Annotated in this window: 23 protein-coding genes and 5 pseudogenes; 21 read left to right on the top strand and 7 right to left on the bottom strand. The window is 37.6% G+C overall.

Going from position 1 to position 20,534, the window contains the following annotated elements; all coding sequences use genetic code 11:
- Positions 1-5: 5 nt before the first annotated feature.
- From JQX68_RS13420 to JQX68_RS13410, 3 genes are read left to right on the top strand one after another with little or no spacing between them, the layout of a single operon-like run.
- Positions 6-2,336 (top strand): xanthine dehydrogenase family protein molybdopterin-binding subunit, encoded by a 2,331-nt coding sequence (locus JQX68_RS13420; protein WP_147772276.1) that lies wholly within the window; start codon positions 6-8, stop codon positions 2,334-2,336.
- Positions 2,323-3,165 (top strand): FAD binding domain-containing protein, encoded by an 843-nt coding sequence (locus tag JQX68_RS13415; RefSeq protein WP_147772275.1) that lies wholly within the window; start codon positions 2,323-2,325, stop codon positions 3,163-3,165. Before JQX68_RS13420 ends, JQX68_RS13415 begins: the two co-directional genes overlap by 14 nt.
- Positions 3,158-3,622, top strand: a complete 465-nt coding sequence (locus JQX68_RS13410; RefSeq protein ID WP_147772274.1) for a (2Fe-2S)-binding protein — start codon at positions 3,158-3,160, stop codon at positions 3,620-3,622. The genes JQX68_RS13415 and JQX68_RS13410 overlap by 8 nt, the downstream gene beginning before the upstream one ends.
- A 203-nt stretch (positions 3,623-3,825) precedes the next feature.
- Here the strand turns inward: JQX68_RS13410 and bltD are convergent, their stop codons facing one another.
- The gene (gene bltD / locus JQX68_RS13405; RefSeq protein ID WP_103030708.1) at positions 3,826-4,284 is read right to left on the bottom strand and encodes a spermine/spermidine acetyltransferase; all 459 of its coding nucleotides are present in this window, start codon (positions 4,282-4,284) and stop codon (positions 3,826-3,828) included.
- Positions 4,285-4,484: 200 nt separating this feature from the next.
- Positions 4,485-5,687, bottom strand: a complete 1,203-nt coding sequence (gene blt, locus JQX68_RS13400) for a multidrug efflux MFS transporter Blt (RefSeq protein ID WP_014664714.1) — start codon at positions 5,685-5,687, stop codon at positions 4,485-4,487.
- A gap of 114 nt (positions 5,688-5,801) precedes the next feature.
- Here blt and bltR point away from each other — a divergent pair, with 114 nt between their 5' ends.
- From bltR to JQX68_RS13355, 10 genes and pseudogenes are all read left to right on the top strand, one after another.
- Complete coding sequence (gene bltR, locus JQX68_RS13395) at positions 5,802-6,623, top strand: multidrug efflux transcriptional regulator BltR (RefSeq protein WP_014664713.1); 822 nt, start codon at positions 5,802-5,804, stop codon at positions 6,621-6,623.
- A gap of 355 nt (positions 6,624-6,978) precedes the next feature.
- A complete protein-coding gene (locus JQX68_RS13390) occupies positions 6,979-7,539 on the top strand; it encodes a cupin domain-containing protein (protein WP_205440316.1) in 561 nt (186 codons plus the stop codon).
- A gap of 360 nt (positions 7,540-7,899) precedes the next feature.
- Positions 7,900-8,217: a sulfurtransferase gene (locus tag JQX68_RS21755; RefSeq protein WP_081483632.1), complete on the top strand. Its 318-nt coding sequence runs from the start codon at positions 7,900-7,902 to the stop codon at positions 8,215-8,217.
- A gap of 21 nt (positions 8,218-8,238) precedes the next feature.
- On the top strand, positions 8,239-8,499 hold the full coding sequence (locus tag JQX68_RS13385; protein ID WP_003237170.1) for a metal-sensitive transcriptional regulator: 261 nt from the start codon (positions 8,239-8,241) through the stop codon (positions 8,497-8,499).
- A gap of 153 nt (positions 8,500-8,652) precedes the next feature.
- Entirely contained in the window at positions 8,653-9,135 is a 483-nt protein-coding gene (locus JQX68_RS13380; RefSeq protein ID WP_014664711.1) for a DsrE/DsrF/DrsH-like family protein, read from the top strand.
- A 41-nt stretch (positions 9,136-9,176) separates the two neighbouring features.
- Positions 9,177-9,545, top strand: a complete 369-nt coding sequence (locus JQX68_RS13375) for a rhodanese-like domain-containing protein (RefSeq protein ID WP_069839540.1) — start codon at positions 9,177-9,179, stop codon at positions 9,543-9,545.
- A 65-nt stretch (positions 9,546-9,610) separates the two neighbouring features.
- Positions 9,611-10,180, top strand: a complete 570-nt coding sequence (locus JQX68_RS13370; RefSeq protein ID WP_095432903.1) for a sulfurtransferase TusA family protein — start codon at positions 9,611-9,613, stop codon at positions 10,178-10,180.
- Positions 10,146-11,310, top strand: a pseudogene (locus JQX68_RS13365) (MBL fold metallo-hydrolase). Before JQX68_RS13370 ends, JQX68_RS13365 begins: the two are co-directional and overlap by 35 nt.
- A 33-nt stretch (positions 11,311-11,343) precedes the next feature.
- The gene (locus JQX68_RS13360) at positions 11,344-11,571 is read left to right on the top strand and encodes a sulfurtransferase TusA family protein (RefSeq protein WP_014664707.1); all 228 of its coding nucleotides are present in this window, start codon (positions 11,344-11,346) and stop codon (positions 11,569-11,571) included.
- 59 nt (positions 11,572-11,630) lie between these two features.
- Complete coding sequence (locus JQX68_RS13355) at positions 11,631-12,407, top strand: sulfite exporter TauE/SafE family protein (RefSeq protein WP_147772273.1); 777 nt, start codon at positions 11,631-11,633, stop codon at positions 12,405-12,407.
- Between the two features lie 459 nt (positions 12,408-12,866).
- On the opposite strand, the pseudogene JQX68_RS21750 reads toward JQX68_RS13355, so the two are convergent.
- Positions 12,867-13,064: pseudogene (locus tag JQX68_RS21750) on the bottom strand (DUF255 domain-containing protein); the annotation flags it as partial.
- A 600-nt stretch (positions 13,065-13,664) separates the two neighbouring features.
- Positions 13,665-13,924: pseudogene (locus JQX68_RS13340) on the bottom strand (ImmA/IrrE family metallo-endopeptidase); the annotation flags it as partial.
- Between the two features lie 269 nt (positions 13,925-14,193).
- Between JQX68_RS13340 and JQX68_RS13335 the strand changes: the two are divergent.
- Positions 14,194-14,730 carry an ATP-binding protein gene (locus tag JQX68_RS13335; protein WP_014664704.1) on the top strand — a complete coding sequence of 179 codons (537 nt, stop codon included), beginning with the start codon at positions 14,194-14,196 and terminating at the stop codon, positions 14,728-14,730.
- Between the two features lie 206 nt (positions 14,731-14,936).
- Here JQX68_RS13335 and JQX68_RS13330 read toward each other — a convergent pair whose 3' ends face one another.
- Both JQX68_RS13330 and JQX68_RS13325 read right to left on the bottom strand, forming a co-directional pair.
- On the bottom strand, positions 14,937-15,464 hold the full coding sequence (locus tag JQX68_RS13330) for a PadR family transcriptional regulator (protein WP_014664703.1): 528 nt from the start codon (positions 15,462-15,464) through the stop codon (positions 14,937-14,939).
- Complete coding sequence (locus JQX68_RS13325) at positions 15,461-16,303, bottom strand: sialate O-acetylesterase (protein ID WP_014664702.1); 843 nt, start codon at positions 16,301-16,303, stop codon at positions 15,461-15,463. The genes JQX68_RS13330 and JQX68_RS13325 overlap by 4 nt, the downstream gene beginning before the upstream one ends.
- Before the next feature lie 349 nt (positions 16,304-16,652).
- Between JQX68_RS13325 and JQX68_RS13320 the strand changes: the two genes are divergently transcribed.
- The 5 genes and pseudogenes from JQX68_RS13320 (at position 16,653) to JQX68_RS13300 (ending at position 18,462) form a co-directional block, all read left to right on the top strand.
- Positions 16,653-17,051 carry a hypothetical protein gene (locus tag JQX68_RS13320; RefSeq protein ID WP_240345545.1) on the top strand — a complete coding sequence of 133 codons (399 nt, stop codon included), beginning with the start codon at positions 16,653-16,655 and terminating at the stop codon, positions 17,049-17,051.
- A gap of 170 nt (positions 17,052-17,221) precedes the next feature.
- Positions 17,222-17,510, top strand: a pseudogene (locus JQX68_RS13315) (ATP-binding protein); the annotation flags it as partial.
- Positions 17,501-17,650: a hypothetical protein gene (locus tag JQX68_RS13310; RefSeq protein ID WP_080478253.1), complete on the top strand. Its 150-nt coding sequence runs from the start codon at positions 17,501-17,503 to the stop codon at positions 17,648-17,650. The pseudogene JQX68_RS13315 and the gene JQX68_RS13310, both read left to right, overlap by 10 nt.
- Positions 17,651-17,742: 92 nt before the next feature.
- Complete coding sequence (locus tag JQX68_RS13305) at positions 17,743-18,171, top strand: RusA family crossover junction endodeoxyribonuclease (protein ID WP_147772272.1); 429 nt, start codon at positions 17,743-17,745, stop codon at positions 18,169-18,171.
- Between the two features lie 81 nt (positions 18,172-18,252).
- Positions 18,253-18,462: an XtrA/YqaO family protein gene (locus JQX68_RS13300; protein ID WP_147772271.1), complete on the top strand. Its 210-nt coding sequence runs from the start codon at positions 18,253-18,255 to the stop codon at positions 18,460-18,462.
- Between the two features lie 146 nt (positions 18,463-18,608).
- Here the strand turns inward: JQX68_RS13300 and JQX68_RS13295 are convergent, their stop codons facing one another.
- Complete coding sequence (locus JQX68_RS13295) at positions 18,609-18,968, bottom strand: BLB8/JUQZ-1 family protein (RefSeq protein ID WP_017697598.1); 360 nt, start codon at positions 18,966-18,968, stop codon at positions 18,609-18,611.
- 209 nt (positions 18,969-19,177) lie between these two features.
- Here JQX68_RS13295 and JQX68_RS13290 point away from each other — a divergent pair, with 209 nt between their 5' ends.
- Positions 19,178-19,936, top strand: coding sequence for a hypothetical protein (locus JQX68_RS13290; protein ID WP_147772270.1), 759 nt, complete (start codon positions 19,178-19,180; stop codon positions 19,934-19,936).
- Positions 19,937-20,070: 134 nt separating this feature from the next.
- A pseudogene (locus JQX68_RS13285) lies at positions 20,071-20,481 on the top strand (sigma-70 family RNA polymerase sigma factor).
- Positions 20,482-20,534 lie beyond the last annotated feature (53 nt).

Below are 20,534 nucleotides of genomic sequence, written 5' to 3'. Positions count from 1 at the left end.
ATGAGTTGGAGTATATCGGGAAAAGTGTTATACGAAAAGAGGCCCTTGAAAAAGTGACAGGAAAGGCGAAATATACAAATGATTTTCAAGAAACAGGGACATTACACGCAAAAATGTTGGTTAGTCCGTATGCTCATGCGAATATTGCTTCTATAGACTTTTCAGAAGCTTGGAAGATTCCTGGAGTGAAAGCGATATTGGGTGATGAACCTTTTCCGCTTGTAGGTGAAGAAATTAAAGACAGGTCGCCGATTGCTTATAAAAAAGTTAGATACCATGGTGAGCCAGTTGCTGTAGTTGTTGCGGAAAATCCAATCATAGCTCAAAAGGCGGCGGATGCCATCAAAGTGTTATATGAACCTCTTCCTGTCGTAAATTCTCCCCGTGCGGCCTTCCAGAAGAATGCTCCTCTCGTCCATGAACATTTGGACCGCTATGAGAAGAAGGAAGGTGTATACCCGGTTCCGAAGACAAATATCGCAAACCTAGATAAAATCAGAAAAGGAAATATAGAAGACGGGTTTAGGGAAAGTGATGTGGTAGCGGAGTTTCAAATTTCCTTTAATCCTTCTGATCACACTGCTATGGAAACAAGATGCTCGATTGCTGAAATTCGAGCGGATGGAGAGATTATTATTACCACATCCTCTCAAGCTCCTTTTGCCATTAAAAAATTAATGGAATGGTATTTTGGAATTGAACCTGGAAAGGTTATCGTCAAAACCCCTTTAGTAGGAGGGGCGTACGGGGGAAAAGCAGCAGTTCAGTTAGAGGTTATTGCATATTTGGCATCAAGAGCAGTTGGTGGCCAGCCCGTAAAATTATTTAATTCAAGAGAAGAGGATATGATCACATCTCCTGTTCATATCGGATTGGATGCCATCGTAAAATTAGGAGCAACAAAAGATGGCATATTAAAGGCGGCAGACATTCAGTTTTTATTTGATGGCGGAGCATACTCCGATAAAGGAGTTGACGTCAGTCGAGCTGGAGTGGTTGATTGTACGGGTCCATACGCGATCGACCATATATGGTGTGATTCATATTGTATGTATACGAATCATCCATATCCCAGTGCATTTAGAGGCTATAGTCATGTTGAAGTTTTATTTGCTTTTGAGCGAACAATGGATGTATTGGCAGAAAAGCTAAACATGGATCCATTAGAACTTCGCTATAAAAATGCCATTCGTCCTGGTGATACTACACCTACTCAAGTTCTTCTCAATTCAAGCACGGTTGGAAATGTACCAAAATGTATTGAAAGATTGAAGGAATTAATGAATTGGGACGAGGGACAGAAAATTGAAATCGGTGATCGGAAGATACGGGCAAAGGGGATCAGCTGTATTTGGAAAACATCAACATTTGATACAAATGCAACTTCCGGGGTTATTTTAACCTTTAATCCTGACGGAAGCATTAATTTGATGTCAGGGGTAGTGGAAATTGGAACAGGGACAAAAACAGTGTTAGCCCAAATCTTAGCGGAACGAATGAAAATGGACATAAGCAAAATTCATGTAAAAATGCTTATCGATACTCAAACAACACCTGAGCATTGGAAAACTGTAGGCAGCAGAGGGACTTTAATGGGAGGAAGAGCCGTACTGAATGCAGCGGAGGAAGCCATTCGAAAGCTTAAGGACGTGGCATCTTGTGTGTTAAGAGTTCCTGTTGAGGAATTAGAGGTGGCTGATGGAAAGGTTTATTTTTTAGATAATCCTAATGTGAATGTTGAAATAAAAGACATTGCTTACGGATATACATTTCCAAATGGAAATACCATTGGCGGCCAAATCATTGCGAGCGGCAACTACACATTAACCCGGATGACGAATTTAGACCAAGAAACAGGAAAAGGAAAGCCGGGACCCGAGTGGGCTGTAGGTGCTCAGGGAATTGAAGTTGAGTTGGATAAACGGGATTATACGTATCGAATTACGAAGGCCTATTCTGTTGTGGATATAGGAACTGTACTGAATGAAAAAGCTGCAAGGGGTCAAGTGATGGGGGGGATGAGTATGGGAATTGCATTTGGAGGAAGAGAAACCTTTGTATTTGATTCATACGGCAGAGTATTAAATCCTCAGCTTAGAACATACCGCCCCCTTCACTATGGAGAGCAGCCTGAATATATCATTGAATTTGTTGAAACACCGCATGTGATTGCGCCTTATGGAGCGCGCGGCGGCGGGGAACACGGACTGTTGGGGATGCCGGCAGCATTGGGAAATTGCCTTTCCACTGCTTTAGGTGTCCAATTGAATCAACTTCCTCTGATTCCTGAACATTTATGGAGGACGCAAGAGGGGTGGAAAGATGATACCGTTTGATTTCGACTATTTTAAACCGAAGACCATTCAAGAAACAACCCGCCTGTTTCACTCTCTTGCGGCCGAAAAGAAAACACCAATGTATTATTCCGGCGGCACAGAAATCATAACATTAGGAAGGTTGAATCTCATCTATACGGATGCAGCTATAGATATTAACGCACTTCCGGAATTTCATACCATCCGTTTTCATGAAAAGTATCTAGTGATGGGAGCAGGTGTGTCATTAACGAAAGTGGAGGAAGAAAATCCGTTTCCGTTATTGAGTAAAACAGTAAGTGAAATCGCGGACCGGACGGCTCGAAATAAAATCAGCCTGGGTGGAAATATTTGTGGGAACATCTATTACCGTGAGGCAGTCTTACCGTTGTTAATTTCCGATAGTTTGGTAGGAGTCGCAGGGAGAGCAGGGCTTCGTTACCATCCTATTAATAAAGTATTTAACAGGGAAATACAATTACAAAAAGGGGATTTTTTATTTCATATCCTTATAGATCGAACGTATATAGAATCGCCATTTGTAAGTATAAAAAGAAGACAACAGTGGAATGTTGGGTATCCATTGGTGACAGTTTGTGCACTGAAAAAAGATGAAGAGGTTAGAATGGCCTTTAGCGGCGTATGTCCATTTCCTTTTCGTTCTATTGAAATGGAGGAAATGTTCAACGATAAAAGCTACTCATTTGAAGACAGAGTGCGCAGGTCTTTACAGTATCTGCCCAAACCCATTCTTGATGATGTAGAAGGCTCAAGTGAATATCGAATATTTGTCTTGCAACATGCAATCTTGGATGCCTTACATGAATTAGAAGGAGGCCCAAATGTCTAACCCTATTACATTAAAAATAAATGGCAAGGAAAGAAGGATTACTGTCAGACCAGCCGATACTTTGTTATATGCCCTTCGTCTTCGTCTTGGATTAACTGGTTCAAAGCCAGGCTGCTTAAATGGCGATTGTGGCGCCTGTACGATATTAATAGATGGAGTACCGATGAAATCTTGTTTGATGCTTGCAGTAGAAGGTGAAGGTAAGAATATTACTACAATTGAAGGACTTATAAATACGCCAATCCAAAAGGCTTTTATTGAGAAATTTGCGTTTCAATGTGGCTATTGTACCCCGGGTTTTCTAATGAATTGTCATGCTTTAGTGAATACTGAGCCGAACGCTGGCGATGAAACGATAAAAGATTGGCTGCAGTCCAATATTTGCAGATGTACTGGTTATAGGGAGATTGAAGAAGCAGTTAAATCTGTTTTACATACAGAGAAAGGGAATCATTAGCCCGGCATAACTGATTACCAAATATCACGTAAGATTTTTTCTTCTAATGAGATCCTTAAAGCCTGAGATGAACTGAATGTTTCATCCAGGCTTTTTTTAGGTATAACATAGCTTATCCTAGGGGTAATGTATATAGGCAATGATGAGTCAGCTTCCTGTAATGATGAAACGTTTCTTAGCAAACGAAGAAGTGCTTGGAAAACCTACAGCTCTTTCACCATGACTTTTTCGCCATTAAAATCGAGTTCACCATTAAAGTGAAAACCAAACCTTTGATAAAGGCGAAGAGCATGAATATTATTTTCAAATATACTTAAATAAATTCTCTTACATTTATATAGCTCAGCAAGGTGCTGAATGAGAGCTTTAAGCATTTTCTTCCCTAATCCTTTTCCCTGATAGTGTTCGTCGATAAAAAATCGGTCAAGCCAAACTCGTCCATTTTTATTATCTTCATCATACTCGGGAAACAATCCATACATTGCAAAACCGACTAGATCTCCTTCATAGTAAAGCCCGACAGGTTTATAATAGGGGCATTCTTTTGCATCCTCTAAACATACTTTTGTTGATTCAATATATGATAGTTGATTCTGGCTGACATGCAGATCAAGAATGGCAGCACGATTATCATCAGTTACTGCTTTTATTTTTATACTCATACTACATTCTCCTTATTTTTCTTATCCCCCGGTTAGGCTGCGGCTTAAGGTGATGGCAGATGGAATTGATATTGCTAAAACTCTGCATAACTATATTCACGTCAAGCAACATGTAGCCTATCAAATTAAGTACCTTATCTTATTGTGCCTAACCAGGGGCATTCCCTGCAGCCAAATGACTTGACTTTATAGAGAATGAATTAATTCAAAGCTGCAGCATCATTCTTATTTTCTTTCCAAACCATTGTAAGACCAAGGCCGATCACCATAACGAAACCTGCAAATAGGAAAGGGAAATGAATGTTAAGATCAAATAGGATACCGCCTAGAGCGGGGCCAAATATATTTCCCAGGCTGGTGTATGTGGAGTTCATGCCTGCTACGAAACCCTGCTGGTTACCGGCCATATTGGATAAATGAGCAGTTAAGGCCGGACGTAGCAAATCGAACGCCAGAAAAATAAAACAAGTTACAAGCAAAACAGTTAAAAATCCTGACATAACAGTAGACACGAAAGCCAAGATCGCTCCGGTTATTAAGCATAGCTGAATGATTCTTTTCTCTCCAAGTTTGTTGACCAATTTCCCGAAAAGTAAAACTTGAATAACTACCGCCACAATGGAACTAATCGTAATAATGGTTGCAATATCTTTTGGTGTGAAGCCAAATTTATGATCAGAAAACAAGCTGAATACCGTTTCATAAGCTGATAAACCAAAAGCCATTACAAAGACGATAATAAATGCAATGAAATAGACAGGATGAATGGACCTCTTCAAGTCTTTAATGAAATTTGATTCCTTTGTATGAGATGAGAGTTGATGGCGTTCTTCTATCGACAATGACTCTTTTAGTATAAAAACGGAAGTGACAGCTGCTATTAACGCGATGGCGGAGGCGAAGAAAAACGGCATGCGGATGCCAAAGCCGGCAATAAATCCTCCCGCACCAGGTCCAATAATAAAGCCTGTGCTAATTGCAGCAGAAACATACCCCATAGCTTTTGACCTTTCCTTTAGGGTTGTCATATCAGCTACATATGCTGTTACCGCGGTCATGATAAAAGCCGCACTTATGCCACCCAATATCCTTGAAACATAAAAGATTGAAACATGGGTCCCTAATCCGAAAATCAGCTCTGATAAACTGAATATAAGCAACCCGAGAATAATCATTTTTTTTCTGCCGAAACGGTCAACCCACCTACCTGCAAAAGGTGACGCAACTAACTGAGAAATGGCAAAAGCCGCAACAAGATAACCCATAGTGCTGCCGGATAAATGCATGATTTTCATAAAAGAAGGCATAACCGGAATAATTAAACCGATACCAAGAAATGCTACGAAGATGTTGCTCAATAGTATAATGAAAATCGTTTTTTGCTCACTTATTGATTTTTTCATTTAAATTCCCCTTTACTCAATTGAACCCTTTTACCTATCCTTTTCACTTGAAGCTTTTTTCAAGTACAATCAAATCATAAGGTATATGGTTACCGTATAGTCAAGGAGGTTTTTATGGGCGAAGATGTTAGGAAGTATTTCACAACAGGGGAGTTTTCAAAGCTCTGCCGTGTAAAAAAACAAACCTTATTTCATTATGATGAGATTGGTCTATTCTCACCGGAAATAAAAAAAGAAAATGGGTATAGATATTATTCCTATCATCAATTTGAGATTTTTCAAGTCATCAGACTATTTAAAGAGCTTGGCGTTCCGTTAAAAGAAATAAAGTGTCTAATAAAAGGGAAAACACCAGACAAGATCCTGCATGTTCTAAAAGAAAAATCTGTTGAGATTGATAAAAAAATAAATGAGCTTAAACAGTTGCAAACGATCTTACATACAAAAGTGGCGCTTACTGAACAAGCACTTGAGACTGATTTTTCCTCAATTTCTTTTGAATATTTACATGAAGAAACATTCATGTTAAGCCGAAACACATTAAACTTACGAGAACGAAAATATGTGGCTGCCATTTCAGAACTCATTCATGAAGTTCAACAATATGAATTAGATGAAGGATATCCGATAGGCGGGATCTTTGCACGGGAACAAATATTACAAAAAGACTTCTACAATTACAGTTACTTTTATATAAAAGTAAAAGATGGGATAGAGAACATAAATTATCATGTGCGGCCAAAAGGCCTTTATGCAGTTGGATATGAAATAGGTGGAAACACTGAAGAGGCGTATCGCAGAATCATTGAGTTCATTGAAAAGAATGGAATGCAAATAGGGGAAAATGCATATGAGGAATATATGCTGGATGAGATGGTAGTTGACGGGTATGAAAATACATACGCCAAAATCCTCCTTCAAGTTAAGGAGGTGTAAGATTACGAGATGTTGATATGGAAAAATTGTTATTTTTGTGTGCCCAAGAAGAATATAAACTGGTTACATAAAAGCGAGCCCACAGCCCTACTTCAAAAGCTGCACCATTGAATAAATAGCAATGTCTGTCTTTATTCGCTGGCATAATTATTTGTAAAGTTTTAAAAATTCTAGGCTAGTGAAATTCAACATCCATAAAATGATGAAAAAGTCGGTGATAAATTATTCATCCGTGAATCAAACGGCGATCGAACATTCTATTTTTGTGTTTAAGATGAGTTTTCTTGATTTAGCACACTTCCTTAATAAATGCATAGGATACTATCACAAAAATTTATAATTGTGGGGATCAAAAATGTACTTTAACCCTTTTCCGTCTCAATGTTATTATTATGTGACTGTACCGATGTATAACGATGGAAGATCTGTTTATTGGATTATTCCAAATGAGATGGAGCGCGTACACAGATGTGCCGATTTGCGCTCTTCATATGAAGATAGAAACCTTCTCTTGAAGGATTATGGACCAAAACCATTTGTTGTAAATATCAATAGAGCCACAAAACAAAACAATACGTTCCGTACGGCTTTATGGACAGGAAAGCATTTTCAAGTTACTTTGATGAGTCTTGGTATTGGAGAAGATATTGGTTTGGAAATCCATCCTAACGTCGATCAGTTCTTACGGATTGAGCAGGGGCGTGGGATCGTCAAAATGGGAAAGAGCAAAGATCATTTGAACTTTCAAAGAAATGTTTATGATGATTCTGCCATTGTTGTACCTGCCGGCACTTGGCACAACGTGATGAATACAGGGAATACGCCATTAAAACTTTACTCCATTTATGCTCCTCCTAACCATCCATTTGGTACAGTTCATGAAACTAAAGCAGATGCAGTGGCTGCGGAAGGTTAGCATAGATATTCACAGAATTCTATGTAATTGGAGTCACATCCAGCATGAAACATAGGGAACCAGTACCTAAGAATTGTTTTTATGTAAATGAAACCCAATGTAATATCCAAGCAGTCTTGTGCTAATTTTAAAAGTAATTGATAAAATAAAGTCGATTTAATAAAATCGGCTTATTTCTTTATTCGAGTCACTTTTAGCAGAATTGGCATTATCGAAATGAATCTATCAACTCAAAGAAAGTAACTTTCACACTTGACTATATACCTATGGGGGTATATTATTGTTTTGTGAATAACAAAGAGTTAATAAGGTGGTGTAACTCGTATCAATTATTTAGTTATTGCATTCCTGCTTATTTTTGTGATTATCATTGCAACGTATAGACGTTATTATCCTATAACCGGAATCTCTTGTATCCATAAAGATAAATTAAAGGCTACGGACATGACAATATTAGATATTCGACATTATAACGATGTACCCAATTTTTCGGATGATATTATTTTAAACATCCCATATGCGTATCTAAAACGTTTTTATTTAGAGATTCCACGTGATAAAATACACATAATAGCTCGTGATCGGGTGGAATTAAATTTAGGAGTGCGTTTTCTAAAGCGCAAAGGTATCCATGTAAACAGTTATGAGCTGGCAGCATGTAAATGTGAAAATAAATGAAAGAAAGGATTTCATTGATATATGGAGTATGATCAAAAGATTAAAAACCGCTTACGACGGATAGAAGGACAAATTAAAGGTGTATTGACTATGATGGAACAAGGAAAAGATTGTAGAGAGGTTGTGACCCAATTAGCAGCTTCCCGTAATGCTATCGATCGAGCGATGGGTTTAATTGTGAGCACAAACCTTGAACATTGTGTTCGTGAAAGTTTAGAAAAAGGCGAAGACACACAAAACTTAGTAAAAGAAGCAGTCGACTTGTTGGTAAAGAGCCGATAAAAATTCATCAACCTCTATTTAAGGTTGACGAATTTTTATATACGTTATATTATACCCCTACCGGTATTTTAAAGAGTTGAATAATAGCAGATCTCTCGAAAAAATTTTTCGATTTTAATATACCCATGGGGGTAATTAGTTGGGGGAATAAACATGACAGAACAAACAAAACGCACAACAATTGTTTTATTTAGCGGGGATTATGATAAAGCAATGGCAGCCTATATTATTGCAAATGGTGCAGCTGCCTACGATCATGAAGTGACGATCTTCCATACTTTTTGGGGATTAAACGCTTTGCGTAAAGAAGAACCTGTTCCAGTGAAAAAAGGGTTTCTTGAAAAAATGTTTGGAAAGATGATGCCTCGTGGTGCTGATAAGATGAGCTTATCTAAAATGAATTTTGCAGGTATGGGCCCTAAAATGATTAAAAATGTGATGAAAAAGCATAATGCATTAACATTGCCTCAGTTAATTGAGATGACTCAAGAACAGGGGGTAAAGCTCGTAGCCTGTACGATGACAATGGATCTTCTTGGTTTACAGGAAAAAGAACTATTAGATGATATCGACTATGCTGGTGTAGCAGCTTATTTGGCAGATGCTGAGGAAGGCAGTGTCAACTTATTTATCTAATGTTACTCATTGCTAAATAAATGAAGGGAGGTTATAACACTATGGATAGTGGCGTAATGTTCAATATCTTACTCATTTTATTTTTACTATGGTTCGTATTTCGACGTTTTTTATCATTGCAAGGTGTTAAACAAATAACAACTGCTGATTTAAAGTCAGAGCTGAAAAATAAAGACATACAGTTTATAGATGTGCGAACACCTTATGAGTTTCGTACAAGGCATATTAAAGGGTTCAAAAATATTCCCTTGACTAACTTGCCTCATCTAACTAATCAGCTTTCGAAAGACAAAGAAGTTTTTGTTATCTGTCAAAGCGGAATGAGAAGTTTAAAGGCAAGTAACATATTGAAGAAACAAGGATTTAAAAACATCACAAATATAAAAGGGGGTATGAATACATGGTATTAACTTCTAGGAAGAACCTTTTTGCATATTTATATACCCCCACCCCTATATGAAAAAAGGAGGAAAAAATGATGAAAGCAAATATTGTACTAGACGCTAAAGGTTTGGCGTGTCCTATGCCTATCGTAAAAACGAAGAAGAGTATGAAGGATTTAAAAGCTGGTGAAGTATTGGAAATTCAAGCGACAGATAAAGGTTCTACAGCAGATCTGGAAGCATGGGCAAATAGTACAGGCCATGAATATCTAGGTACTGAAGCAGAGGGGGAAATACTTCGTCATTTTCTTCGAAAAGGAGGAGAGCTTTCAGCAGAAAATGCAGCTTCAATTCCTGAGATTTCATTAGAAGCTTTCAAACAGAAAGTGGATAGTGACGAGTCTCTTAACATTTTAGATGTACGAGAGATAGAGGAGTATGAAAAAGCTCATATTCCTGGAGTTGTGCATATCCCTCTTGGTGAAGTGGAAAAGCGCTCTAACGAATTAAACAAAAATGATGAAATTTATATTATCTGCCATTCGGGAAGAAGAAGTGAAATGGCGGCCCACACCATGAAAAAACAAGGTTTTAAAAAGGTTATTAATGTTGTCCCCGGTATGCGGGATTGGACAGGTAAAACAGAAAAAGGAGGTATGTAAACATGACCGTTCAAGCACTTACCGCAAAAGAAGTCACACAAAAAATCTTTAACAAAGAATCTTTATTTATTCTGGATGTGCGTAATGAAAATGACTTTAACGATTGGAAGATCGAAGGACATTGTTTTGACTATTTAAATGTACCGTATTTCGATCTTTTAGATGGCGTAGAAGGTATCTTGGAGAAAATTCCTTCTGATAAAGAAGTGCTGGTCGTTTGTGCAAAAGAAGGTTCATCCGTCATGGTATCCGAAATGCTTTCTGAAGCAGGTCATTCTGTATCCTATCTTAAGGGTGGAATGAAAGCATGGAGCGAACATTTAGAGCCGATAAAAGTCGGGGATTTAAAAGATGGCGGTGAGATGTATCAGTTTGTTCGAATCGGTAAAGGCTGCCTGTCATACATGGTCATTTCCAATGGTGAAGCAGCGATTATTGATGCGACACGTATGGCGGATATTTTTATAGACTTTGCGAAAGAGAAGGGTGCGGAGATTACTCACGTATTTGATACACATCTTCACGCGGACCATATTTCAGGCGGCAGAGTCATTGCTGAAAAAACAAAAGCAACCTACTGGTTACCGCCTAAAGATGCTGAAGAAGTGGCATTCGATTATCAGCCGTTGGAAGAAGGAAATGACATGATCATTGGAAATACAAAGATTAAAATTCAACCGATTTATTCTCCGGGGCACACGATTGGGTCCACTTCTTTCATTGTCGATGATCTGTATCTTCTTTCAGGTGATATTTTGTTTATTGATTCAATTGGCAGACCAGACTTAGCCGGTATGGCAGAAGATTGGGTAGGAGATTTAAGAAAAACGCTTTATAGCCGTTACAAGTCGTTATCAAAGGATTTAATTGTATTACCTGCACACTTTATGATCATTGACGAGCTAAATGAGAATGGAAGTGTTGGTAAAAAACTAAGCACTTTATTTAGCGAGAACCATGGTTTGAACATTGCGGATGAAACAGAATTTAGACACCTAGTAACAGATCATTTGCCTCCGCAGCCAAATGCATACCAAGAGATTCGAGAAACAAACATGGGGAAAATCAGCCCGGATGAAGAAAAACAGCGTGAAATGGAGATTGGTCCAAACCGCTGTGCAATACGGTAACATAAGTTTCTATTAAAAAGAGGAGAGATGAACATGAAATCAGATAAAGTATTAGACGCAAAAGGCCTGGCATGCCCAATGCCAATCGTCAGGACAAAAAAAGCGATGAATGAACTGGAATCAGGTCAAATATTAGAAGTGCATGTAACAGATAAGGGAGCTAAAAGTGATCTTGCAGCTTGGTCTAAATCAGGCGGGCATGACCTTTTAGAGCAAACTGATGAAGGCGATGTATTGAAATTCTGGATTAAAAAAGGCTAATGAATGGAAAGGGTATCGAATAAAAAGATACCCTTTTCCTTTGAAAGGAGGAAACCAAAGTGGATATTGCCTTTATCACAACTCTTTTCACTATAGGGTTTATTGGTGCCTTTATTTCTGGAATGATTGGTATTGGCGGAGCAGTTATTAATTATCCAATGCTATTGTACATTCCTTCTTTAGTGGGAGTGATGTCATTAACTGCCCATGAAGTGTCAGGTATAGGGGCTATTCAAGTTTTCTTTGCGACACTTGGCGGTGTTTGGGCTTATCGTAAGAGTGGTCTTCTAAATAAAGCATTAATTATTTACATGGGAAGCAGCATCCTTTTAGGGAGTGTATTGGGGAGTTACTTTTCTCATTATATATCTGAAAAAGGAATTAACTTTATATACGGTATTCTGGCTATTTCAGCAGTTATTTTAATGTTTATACCTAAAAAAGGACAAGAACAAAGCGAAGACAAAGAAGTGATATTTAATAAATGGTTGGCTTCGTCCCTAGCGTTTATCATTGGTGGTGTATCGGGTGTTTTAGGAGCTGGCGGCGCCTTTATCCTGGTCCCCTTTATGTTATCAATTTTAAATATTCCTGTTAGAATCACAGTCGCTTCATCTCTTGCGATTACATTTCTTTCATCTATTGGCGCAACAGTTGGAAAAGTAATCACGGGCCAGGTTCTTTTTGTACCAGCTCTGGTTCTTATGATTGCCAGTTTAATTGCTTCTCCTATTGGCGCATCAGTTGGGCAAAAAGTAAATACAAAATTCCTGCAATGGATTTTAGCGCTATTAATAAGTGCGACAGCTATTAAAATTTGGTTAGAGCTGATATGAGTCAGCGGGTAAAATGAAAGATTAAAAGATTCATCACTCGTTGGTTTCTTATTAATGTTATGACACTTGGTCATGTTCAATAAATGTTTCAAGTATTTGATGAAATTCATTTTGATAATGGTGACTTGGACAAGTCTTGACTATAGTACCTTGAAATGCATTTGACTTAGTGGCGTCCAGTGGAATTAGGACAACGTTAAGAAAATAAAAAAACCATAACTTCACCTTTGATCATTTTTTTAAAACGTTTTAATCCCGATTGGTTTAATGGGTATTATTGAGTTAATATAAATTATGTCTATTTTGTATAATAGGCTGTATGGCATGATTTCAAATGCTTGAAACGGCGTGCTTTTGTAACTGATAATATACCACTTTTGTTGAGGGATTCGAACTAAAAAGAAGATGCCAAACTATATGGGTATCTTTGTTTGCTTTAGAGTTATTATATTTGAATATCATGACATGGCACCAATGGCAAGTTTGTGTAGCTGCCCTGCTAGTTATACTCAATAGATACGAGAAAGGTTTGTTTTCTCGTTTCGCTTTTTCAAATGCTTCTTCTCCCCAAGGGAACCAGTTTACACGGTTGTGAGCATGTTGAAGTAAGTAAGGAGACTTCTCAGCATTGGGTCTATTGTGCGGGCATGGGATCACCTTCTTTCTTTATGATTTATTATCGAGTATGATTTTCTTTATTTGGTATACCGCAAGCTATATCTTTATAGCATTGTTCTGTGGACTTCTAATCTATTTGTGATTAAAGCAACTACTTAAAGGGTACTTCAGATGGAGTCAATATAACTTACCAACAACCCATTTGGTGTTTTTTTATTTATCCTACCTAGTGAAGATCATCTCATTAGGACAAACAGCTGTTACATAGCATTGCCAAGGGGGGATGCACATTCTATGAGGTGATAATCATAAGAGGGTCCGCAAGCTGAACAATGTTATTAACGATGGCTATTATTGAAAATGGAAATGTTGTAAGGGTGTCGTGTAAGCACAAGCGATCAAGAGGGCGAGCATCGACAGCCAGACCGGAGCCTGCATGAAGAAAGCAGGAACGAGGATGCTCTGAAGTTTGACAATGAATGCTTTTCTGGAGAGCTGTTAGAACGTCCGGCTTTGAACTGCTTAAGGGAGGGTGTCAGTAAGGCCCCATAAGCGAAATCATCTGCTATGATCCAGACTGTCTTTCTCGGAGAGCATATCAGTGATGACAAAAATGATGTTCCCTTCGCCTTCTTCCGCTTTTTCCTTCTCTGCCCGATAAAACTCATGAAACATCTTCATCAGCGCCCGCTTTTCAATCCGCGATACATTTCGGCTGTCCAAGCATATGTTATAAGTTCCGCTGTGTTTAAGTGCGAAGCTTGTAACAGGTTTAAATGAAAGCCTGATGTCTAAAGCTTCGGCAATCCGTTCAAAATTAATTTGTTCAGACTCTGTCATATCAATCTTCCATATAAGCTTTCGATCCAATTCTCTAAATGACTGTTTGTATACCTCAAGATGAAAAACCTCCTTAAAGACGACAATCTAAAAATTGGATTCATTTAAATATTATAGGAAAATCAAGACTTTTTTTCATAGGAAAATGCGTCTAAGGAGATGGAATATGAATCTGTTTAATAATGGCTGTTTTCGTAAGTATGATGATTTTAACACGCATCTGGATTTCCCTCGAAAAGTAAAGGTCTTTAGGGATTTATGTCAAAATAATAGTAAGTACCTTATGCAACAAACAGGGAGTTTGGTTGCTTAATAAGGAGGGGGATGTATGAAAAAAAATATTCACATATTGGGAGCCTCTGGTGTCGGAACTTCTACATTGGGTGCTGCATTATCAAAGCGTTTGCCTCATACGCATCTTGATACTGATAATTACTATTGGTTAGATAAATTCACTAAAAAAAGAGAAATTCCTGAAAGAAAAAGGTTGCTTGAAAAAGACTTAACAATCAATGAAAAATGGATTCTTTCTGGTGCAGTGTGTGGCTGGGGCGATAATCTAAAAAGTTATTTTGACCTTGTCGTCTTCTTATGGATTCCACAAGATATACGGCTTGAGAGACTAAGGCACAGGGAATTTCAGCGTTATGGAAACGAAGTGTTAGCCGGTGGCAGTAAATATGAACAATCAAAAACATTTTTAGAGTGGGCTTCTTTATATGATAATGCTGGAATGGAAGTTAGAAGTAGAGCTTTGCATGAACATTGGATGGCAGATTTATCTTGTCCAGTGTTAAAGATTGAAGGCGACTGCTCAGTCAATGAAAGAGTTGACCGTGTCTTGGATTATCTGAGTTCTAATTAAACTAAGGAATAGCGATTGAAAAAGAAGAACACGCAGCAGATTCACTTGTTCTTCTTGGGGGGCAAGTGTTGACTCTATTGCTGGTTTAATTAAAGAAGAAGTATAAAACCTGTATCAAAGTTGTTGGTAGATATCTATGACACAGGTTTTATATTTAGGTAACCAATATCCTTATATATTTAACATTACATTTTTTATTAAATAGTTCACTCTATTTCTGCTTTCAATTTTTCGAACCATTCTAAATTAACCAAGTGATGTGAACGGGAATTTTCGTTCATACGGCGAAAGTAATCGATTGTGCCGGGAATTTCTTGAGTGATGGACAGGTATTCATCAAGGAGCTCGATTCGAGTTTTAGTCTGATCGATTTGTGATTGGATCAGATCCAGTAATTTATTTTTGTCGAATTCATCGGCAAAGAGTAAAGCCCCATAAAATTGCAGGTTCACATATTCCGATTTGGTGCCGTATTTGATCATTAATTTTTCGAATTCTGCCCTTCCCGAATCTGTAACTTTGTAGTTACGGATTTCACGCCCGGTGGTTGAGGGTTTCTGCTGAATCTGTTCAATAAAGCACTTTTCTTCAAGTTGCTGCAGATTGTAATAAAATGAACCTTTCGTGAAGTTAACAATGTATTTGTAATGACGCTTTTCCATTAAGGCCAGAAGTTCATAGCCGTGAGCTCCGGGGTTTTGGATTAACAAGCCAAGGATAAGTAAGGGAATCATGGTTTCATCACCTTCGCCAGCCGCGCCTCAAATTCCGCGTACGTGATTTTACCCGAAGCCAAATCCATACTATGAAGGTAAATCTGTTCTGTTTTAGAATAGTCACCATTCACTTTCAGTGATTGCTCCTCTCCCGAAATGGGTTTCAGGATATGGTGCTTTTTTGAAAAAGCCTCGAAATAGCGGTAACCGAATTTGCGTTGTGAAGCTGCGTCTAAATGAATGCCATCAGGATTCGCAGTCAAACCTGCTGCAGTAACAAAATAACAATTTTGTTGTTCATTAGCAAAACGCAGCAATTGTTCATTAACCTGTCGAAACTCAGTCGCGTGCTGTCCAAAACCGGTCTTCCCAAGAAAGTCACCAAGCCCTCCAATTATCAACGGTACCTCATCAAGTTTCAACTCGTTTCTTAGCGTCTCGATGATAAGACTTAATTTCTCGTAATAAGTTTCATGTAGTGAACGATAACTGTCACTCTCACCTTGATGCCAAAGGATTCCGCAAATTTGACTGGAACGGAGGGCGAAGCGGGCTTCGGACAAAGCATGCTGAAAAAGGATGCCTTCCGGATGCCAGTCATTCAATGAACTGCCACCTTCCGCACAAGGAATCAAGCCAATTTCTTCATCGGGATGAGCTTTCGACCATGCATCTGCAAAAGATGCCGCCAGGCCAACGCCGGAAACCGGACGGTCGTAATTAATCGGTTCTGTCATCATCTGCCACTGTCCATTGCGCAGCATTTTTATTTTTTCATTATAGATAGGGTCTACTTCATTCAAAAATCCACGGCCCGCCATATTCGACTGCCCCAACATTAAAAAAGACTTTATCATCTTATTTTTCACTTCTTTACATCAATATTTTAGTCTAATTAGACTATAGTCAATTCAGTTTATCTTGTAAAGTTTTAATAATGTTTTACTTTTATTATTAGTATGTATGAAAAACAAACTAACATTGAACATTTGGTGGATGTATTTTTCTTATCCAACTATCGGGAGGCCTTAGTTCAATAACGATCTCCCCCAATCGGGCGCGATTCTTGAACAAGAACTAAAGAAGTGATACATATTAGTCATGTATAATATGTATCACTCTCTATTTTGCATTTTTCATAGGAAATACGTTCAATGATGGAGGTGTATCCCAAATGAAATGGATTGTTAAAAAGGGAGGGCTATGTTGAAGGGGTTAAATATCAATAAAAAATTATTAAAAAGGTTAGCGATTGTACCAATTCTATTCATTTGTTATGTTATATTTTTAAATCCTGAAGTTATACTTGAAGAGAAATGTCCTAATAAGCCTTATAGTTTAACAATCGTAAAGCACGGGACAGGTATATTTGATAAGAAAATTGTTCTAATATATTACAAGATCCACGGAAAAACAGTAGCTGTTGGGGATTTGGTGTTTTTTGAGAATTTCGGCAGGGATATAGATGTTATTTGGGATACGAATACTGATGATGGAACTTGGTGGATAGATAAAAACGTACATTTAACCATGACCTATGCTAAAAATGTTAAGGGGGAATTAGACAAGAAAGATATTGATTTTGATTATGGTACTGTCCAATAATAGTGGAGTGAAATAGCAATATACACTAAAAGAACCGCCAGTCGCGGTTCTTTTGTGTTAGATTTAAACTGATTTAGGAGGGGGTTTTTTCTTTCCTTGCAAGTAGCATGATTCCAGGAGACTATCATAAGTATTGCTGGTATTAAGTAGAACAAATCAATACATAACTTGACAACTTAGTAGTAAAACTCGATGCCTTGAGAAAGGTCTAAGTTCTATTCCTTGATGACTTATTTAAACTAATAAACGGTCAACCAAGGGCAACCGACTGGCAGGTTCTTAAACTACCGATATTTAAATCACAAGCCTTTGCTGATTTCTTCGGAGTTAACAATTGATGAGATTTTGAATATAGACGAGGATCTTGGTTCAAGAATTCACCAGATGTGTCGTGATTACATAGTGATTATTAAAGGCGATCGAATGCAATTAAATCATAGGTTAGGTGAATGGGAATGAAGGAGAAAACGAATATAAAAGCAGCTGATGGACTTTATATATTTGGACCTCTAAGTCCTACAGAAGGTAAAGATCTTATGCCAACTATCCGTTTACTTGAGGAAAAAATAAAGCAAATGGAGCGGATGCTGTGTGCTTAAAGCAGTCGTGTCTCTGCTGTTAATTTTACTCTCTGCACCGAGAATAGAAAAAAATTCAACTATGGGAACAGCTTGACGGGAGGTAAGGCCAGTTGGATTGCATTAAGTTCACTGTTTATGGTGTGCCAGTCGCACAGGGGCGGCCGCGTGGATCAATACGAAATGGGAAGGTGCATTTGCGTGATCCAGCGAAATCAAAGTATTTCAAACAGTATGAAGCTTTGGTTGCGTCTCAGCATCGACCAGAAACAATTATTACTGGTCCTGTCTCAATGGATGTCAAAGTGTACAGACCAATGCCTAAGTCAGTTTCAAACTCAAAAAAGAATAAAGACAAAGCTGAAAATGGTCTTCTGCGGACTACTACAAAGCCTGATGTTGATAACTATGTAAAGGGTGTAAAAGATGCCCTGAATCATCTTATTTACAAAGATGATAGCCAAGTAGTGGACCTGAAAGTTAGCAAGTTTTATAGTGAAGAGCCGCGAGTGAAAGTCATGATAAAAGAGGTTTCTGCCTGAAATAAAAAAACACCGAAGCGCTTAGCCTCAGTGTTCTTGATATGAACTGGTACTTCTATCATAACATAGGGGGCGCATTGAGTGTACAGTCCAAGAGAAATAAACATCAAAAAAGACTTCACTATTCAGCAGAAAATTGACCCGGGGAAGGTTAAGATCATCGTTTTAGATGGGAATCAAGGTACAGCACATGTCTTAGATGCTCCTGAGCACGGTAAAACGGTGATCCAGACGGTAAAGGGCAGTTTTGCGCGGGTTGACCATGAGATAGGGTTTAAGGTGAAGGGATAAATTAAGAATTATTGCTATTAACATAAATAAGCATGAAACTGGTTGTAAGTGAACAGTTAACCGGTTAGAAGTTGGTATTATTAGAACTCTGTATGTTTTTAATAATTGAATATAAATAAAAGCCTCTATAAAGAGGCTCTTAGATCCTATTTTCTAACTGTAACATAAAGGGCGCCTAATAAAGCACCGTTTGATTTATACATCCAAACTTCTGCTTTATTACTACCTGAGTCTTTCAAACCTACAATTTCACGACCAGATACTTCGACATACTGAGACCCCTTTACAACGACAGCCCAAGAAGCATTATCATCGATTGGATAAGATTTGCCTACGTTAATAGTTACGCTTCTAGCCATCGTTTTAAAAGGGGCATCTTCTGATAATGAATTCAAATGCATGGGTTGATTAGATTGAACTGGTTCTTGAGCAGATGCTATACCACCAATAGAGAAAGATAAAGCAGAGACCGCGAGCAGGGATGCTACAGATTTTCTTAATTTCATTCTGAAACACTCCTTTAATTTTTTTGTGTTGCATTAGAATAGTTCACCATTAGTTAAGTTTTTCCTTGTGAATAAATGTTAACTATTTGTGAAATAAGAGTTGATTTAATAATCAACTCTGTTACCCAATGCGTTTTATTAGATGCATTGAAGAAGAATTTACAGGTTGCTAAAATTAAGGAAGATTAAGAAGAAGAAGGTGACTATTGATGAATTTGGGAGAAAGTCTTAACAAATTATTGAGTGCTTTTGGGATACCCACTGTTGTTATTTCAATAGTGTTCTTAGTAATAAACATTTTTAAAGTATTCCAACCAATTACTTTATTATCTTCGAACATATTTGAACAGAAGCTATTCTCCAAAGAAAGATTGTTTTTTGTGAAGTTTTGTAAGTATTTACTGTATGCTTTAGCTTGGATGTGTATTTTTTATTCAATATCAGAGACTCTAAGAGACAAACTAAAATGGGATTATAACGAAGTGGTGTCTATCTGTTCACAAATAATATTGGGAGGAATATTCCTATTTCTTGTAATTGTTAATGAAATTCAAAATCCAAATCGTTGGTTTTTTAAATTGAAATCAAAAAAACTATTTAAAATTATAATTGTGACTATATATTTAACTTCTTTATTCACTTTTTATATTCAATTTTATTTGCTGATAGCATTCCCTCAGTTTAAAGATTTGGGAATTTTAATTGCAGTAATAATTATGTTTTTTGTCCTTTGTTCGGCAATTCCTTTCATATCTATTCCTGTATTAAGATTGATTAATTGGACTACTAAAAAAACTGTGTATATAAGAGATGAAAATAATAAGAAATGGTTTATCTTATATCCAATAAATAAGGAAATCATTTTATTGGGGGATGATAGCGATCCTAAAATGTGCAAAAAAACTAAGATGAAAAAACTAGAAGATTTGTATAATGAGCCAATTTTACTAAAAGTTAAAGATAACTAAGTCCAAGACAGAGAGCCTGTGGACACTGAACTACAGTATTATGCTGATGGTTTGGTGTCCGTTTTTTATTTGAAAAAGGAGGACAAAATCATGATCGAAAAGATATTGAAAATCTAATCAATAGCTATTATTGGATGGTGAAAGAGATTCGTCAATTGCAAAGGGTACTCTATGGTTCAGTAATTCCAATGAAAAATTGGGGTGTTGCGAAATATGGATTAGAAGCTGCTATGCCAAAAGGAAGACCTGGGAAGAGTCAGTCTGAGCTGAGGCAAATGGATATGAGAGAAGAACGTCTTTTCAAACGTCTTAAGTACTATGAGGAACGAGTATATACAGTTGAGTTGGGGGCAGAAAAAATCAAAGGAGAGTAACATAAGGTCATTTATGACTGCATGATGGAGGGAATGAGCTACCGTGCAATAGGTCTTCATCTTGGTATTTCAAGGGAAACTGTACGCAAAATGAAAGACGAGTTGATCAGCCAATTATGCCAAGAATGCCACTTTGAGCGTTTGTTGAATCTGAAAAAATCTGTGGTGTAAAATGGGAGGCAGGTCGGCGCGGATGAAATTTTAGTGAGCCACCTAAACCATAT

Origin of the sequence: Bacillus sp. LJBS06 (genome assembly GCF_016924995.1) — a bacterium.
GTDB lineage: Bacteria > Bacillota > Bacilli > Bacillales > Bacillaceae > Bacillus > Bacillus stercoris.
Note: the sequence above shows the minus strand (reverse complement) of the source record. Positions and strands in the feature narration are given on the sequence as shown.

Excerpts from the sequence above, each read along its gene's own strand:
- JQX68_RS13415 (WP_147772275.1), top strand. The coding sequence starts at position 2,323 with ATGATACCGTTTGATTTCGACTATTTTAAACCGAAGACCATTCAAGAA.
- JQX68_RS13410 (WP_147772274.1), top strand. The coding sequence starts at position 3,158 with ATGTCTAACCCTATTACATTAAAAATAAATGGCAAGGAAAGAAGGATT.
- bltD (WP_103030708.1), bottom strand. The coding sequence starts at position 4,284 with ATGAGTATAAAAATAAAAGCAGTAACTGATGATAATCGTGCTGCCATT.
- blt (WP_014664714.1), bottom strand. The coding sequence starts at position 5,687 with ATGAAAAAATCAATAAGTGAGCAAAAAACGATTTTCATTATACTATTG.
- bltR (WP_014664713.1), top strand. The coding sequence starts at position 5,802 with ATGGGCGAAGATGTTAGGAAGTATTTCACAACAGGGGAGTTTTCAAAG.
- JQX68_RS13390 (WP_205440316.1), top strand. The coding sequence starts at position 6,979 with ATGTACTTTAACCCTTTTCCGTCTCAATGTTATTATTATGTGACTGTA.
- JQX68_RS13385 (WP_003237170.1), top strand. The coding sequence starts at position 8,239 with ATGGAGTATGATCAAAAGATTAAAAACCGCTTACGACGGATAGAAGGA.
- JQX68_RS13380 (WP_014664711.1), top strand. The coding sequence starts at position 8,653 with ATGACAGAACAAACAAAACGCACAACAATTGTTTTATTTAGCGGGGAT.
- JQX68_RS13375 (WP_069839540.1), top strand. The coding sequence starts at position 9,177 with ATGGATAGTGGCGTAATGTTCAATATCTTACTCATTTTATTTTTACTA.
- JQX68_RS13370 (WP_095432903.1), top strand. The coding sequence starts at position 9,611 with ATGATGAAAGCAAATATTGTACTAGACGCTAAAGGTTTGGCGTGTCCT.
- JQX68_RS13360 (WP_014664707.1), top strand. The coding sequence starts at position 11,344 with ATGAAATCAGATAAAGTATTAGACGCAAAAGGCCTGGCATGCCCAATG.
- JQX68_RS13335 (WP_014664704.1), top strand. The coding sequence starts at position 14,194 with ATGAAAAAAAATATTCACATATTGGGAGCCTCTGGTGTCGGAACTTCT.
- JQX68_RS13330 (WP_014664703.1), bottom strand. The coding sequence starts at position 15,464 with ATGATTCCCTTACTTATCCTTGGCTTGTTAATCCAAAACCCCGGAGCT.
- JQX68_RS13325 (WP_014664702.1), bottom strand. The coding sequence starts at position 16,303 with ATGATAAAGTCTTTTTTAATGTTGGGGCAGTCGAATATGGCGGGCCGT.
- JQX68_RS13310 (WP_080478253.1), top strand. The coding sequence starts at position 17,501 with ATGGGAATGAAGGAGAAAACGAATATAAAAGCAGCTGATGGACTTTAT.
- JQX68_RS13295 (WP_017697598.1), bottom strand. The coding sequence starts at position 18,968 with ATGAAATTAAGAAAATCTGTAGCATCCCTGCTCGCGGTCTCTGCTTTA.
- JQX68_RS13290 (WP_147772270.1), top strand. The coding sequence starts at position 19,178 with ATGAATTTGGGAGAAAGTCTTAACAAATTATTGAGTGCTTTTGGGATA.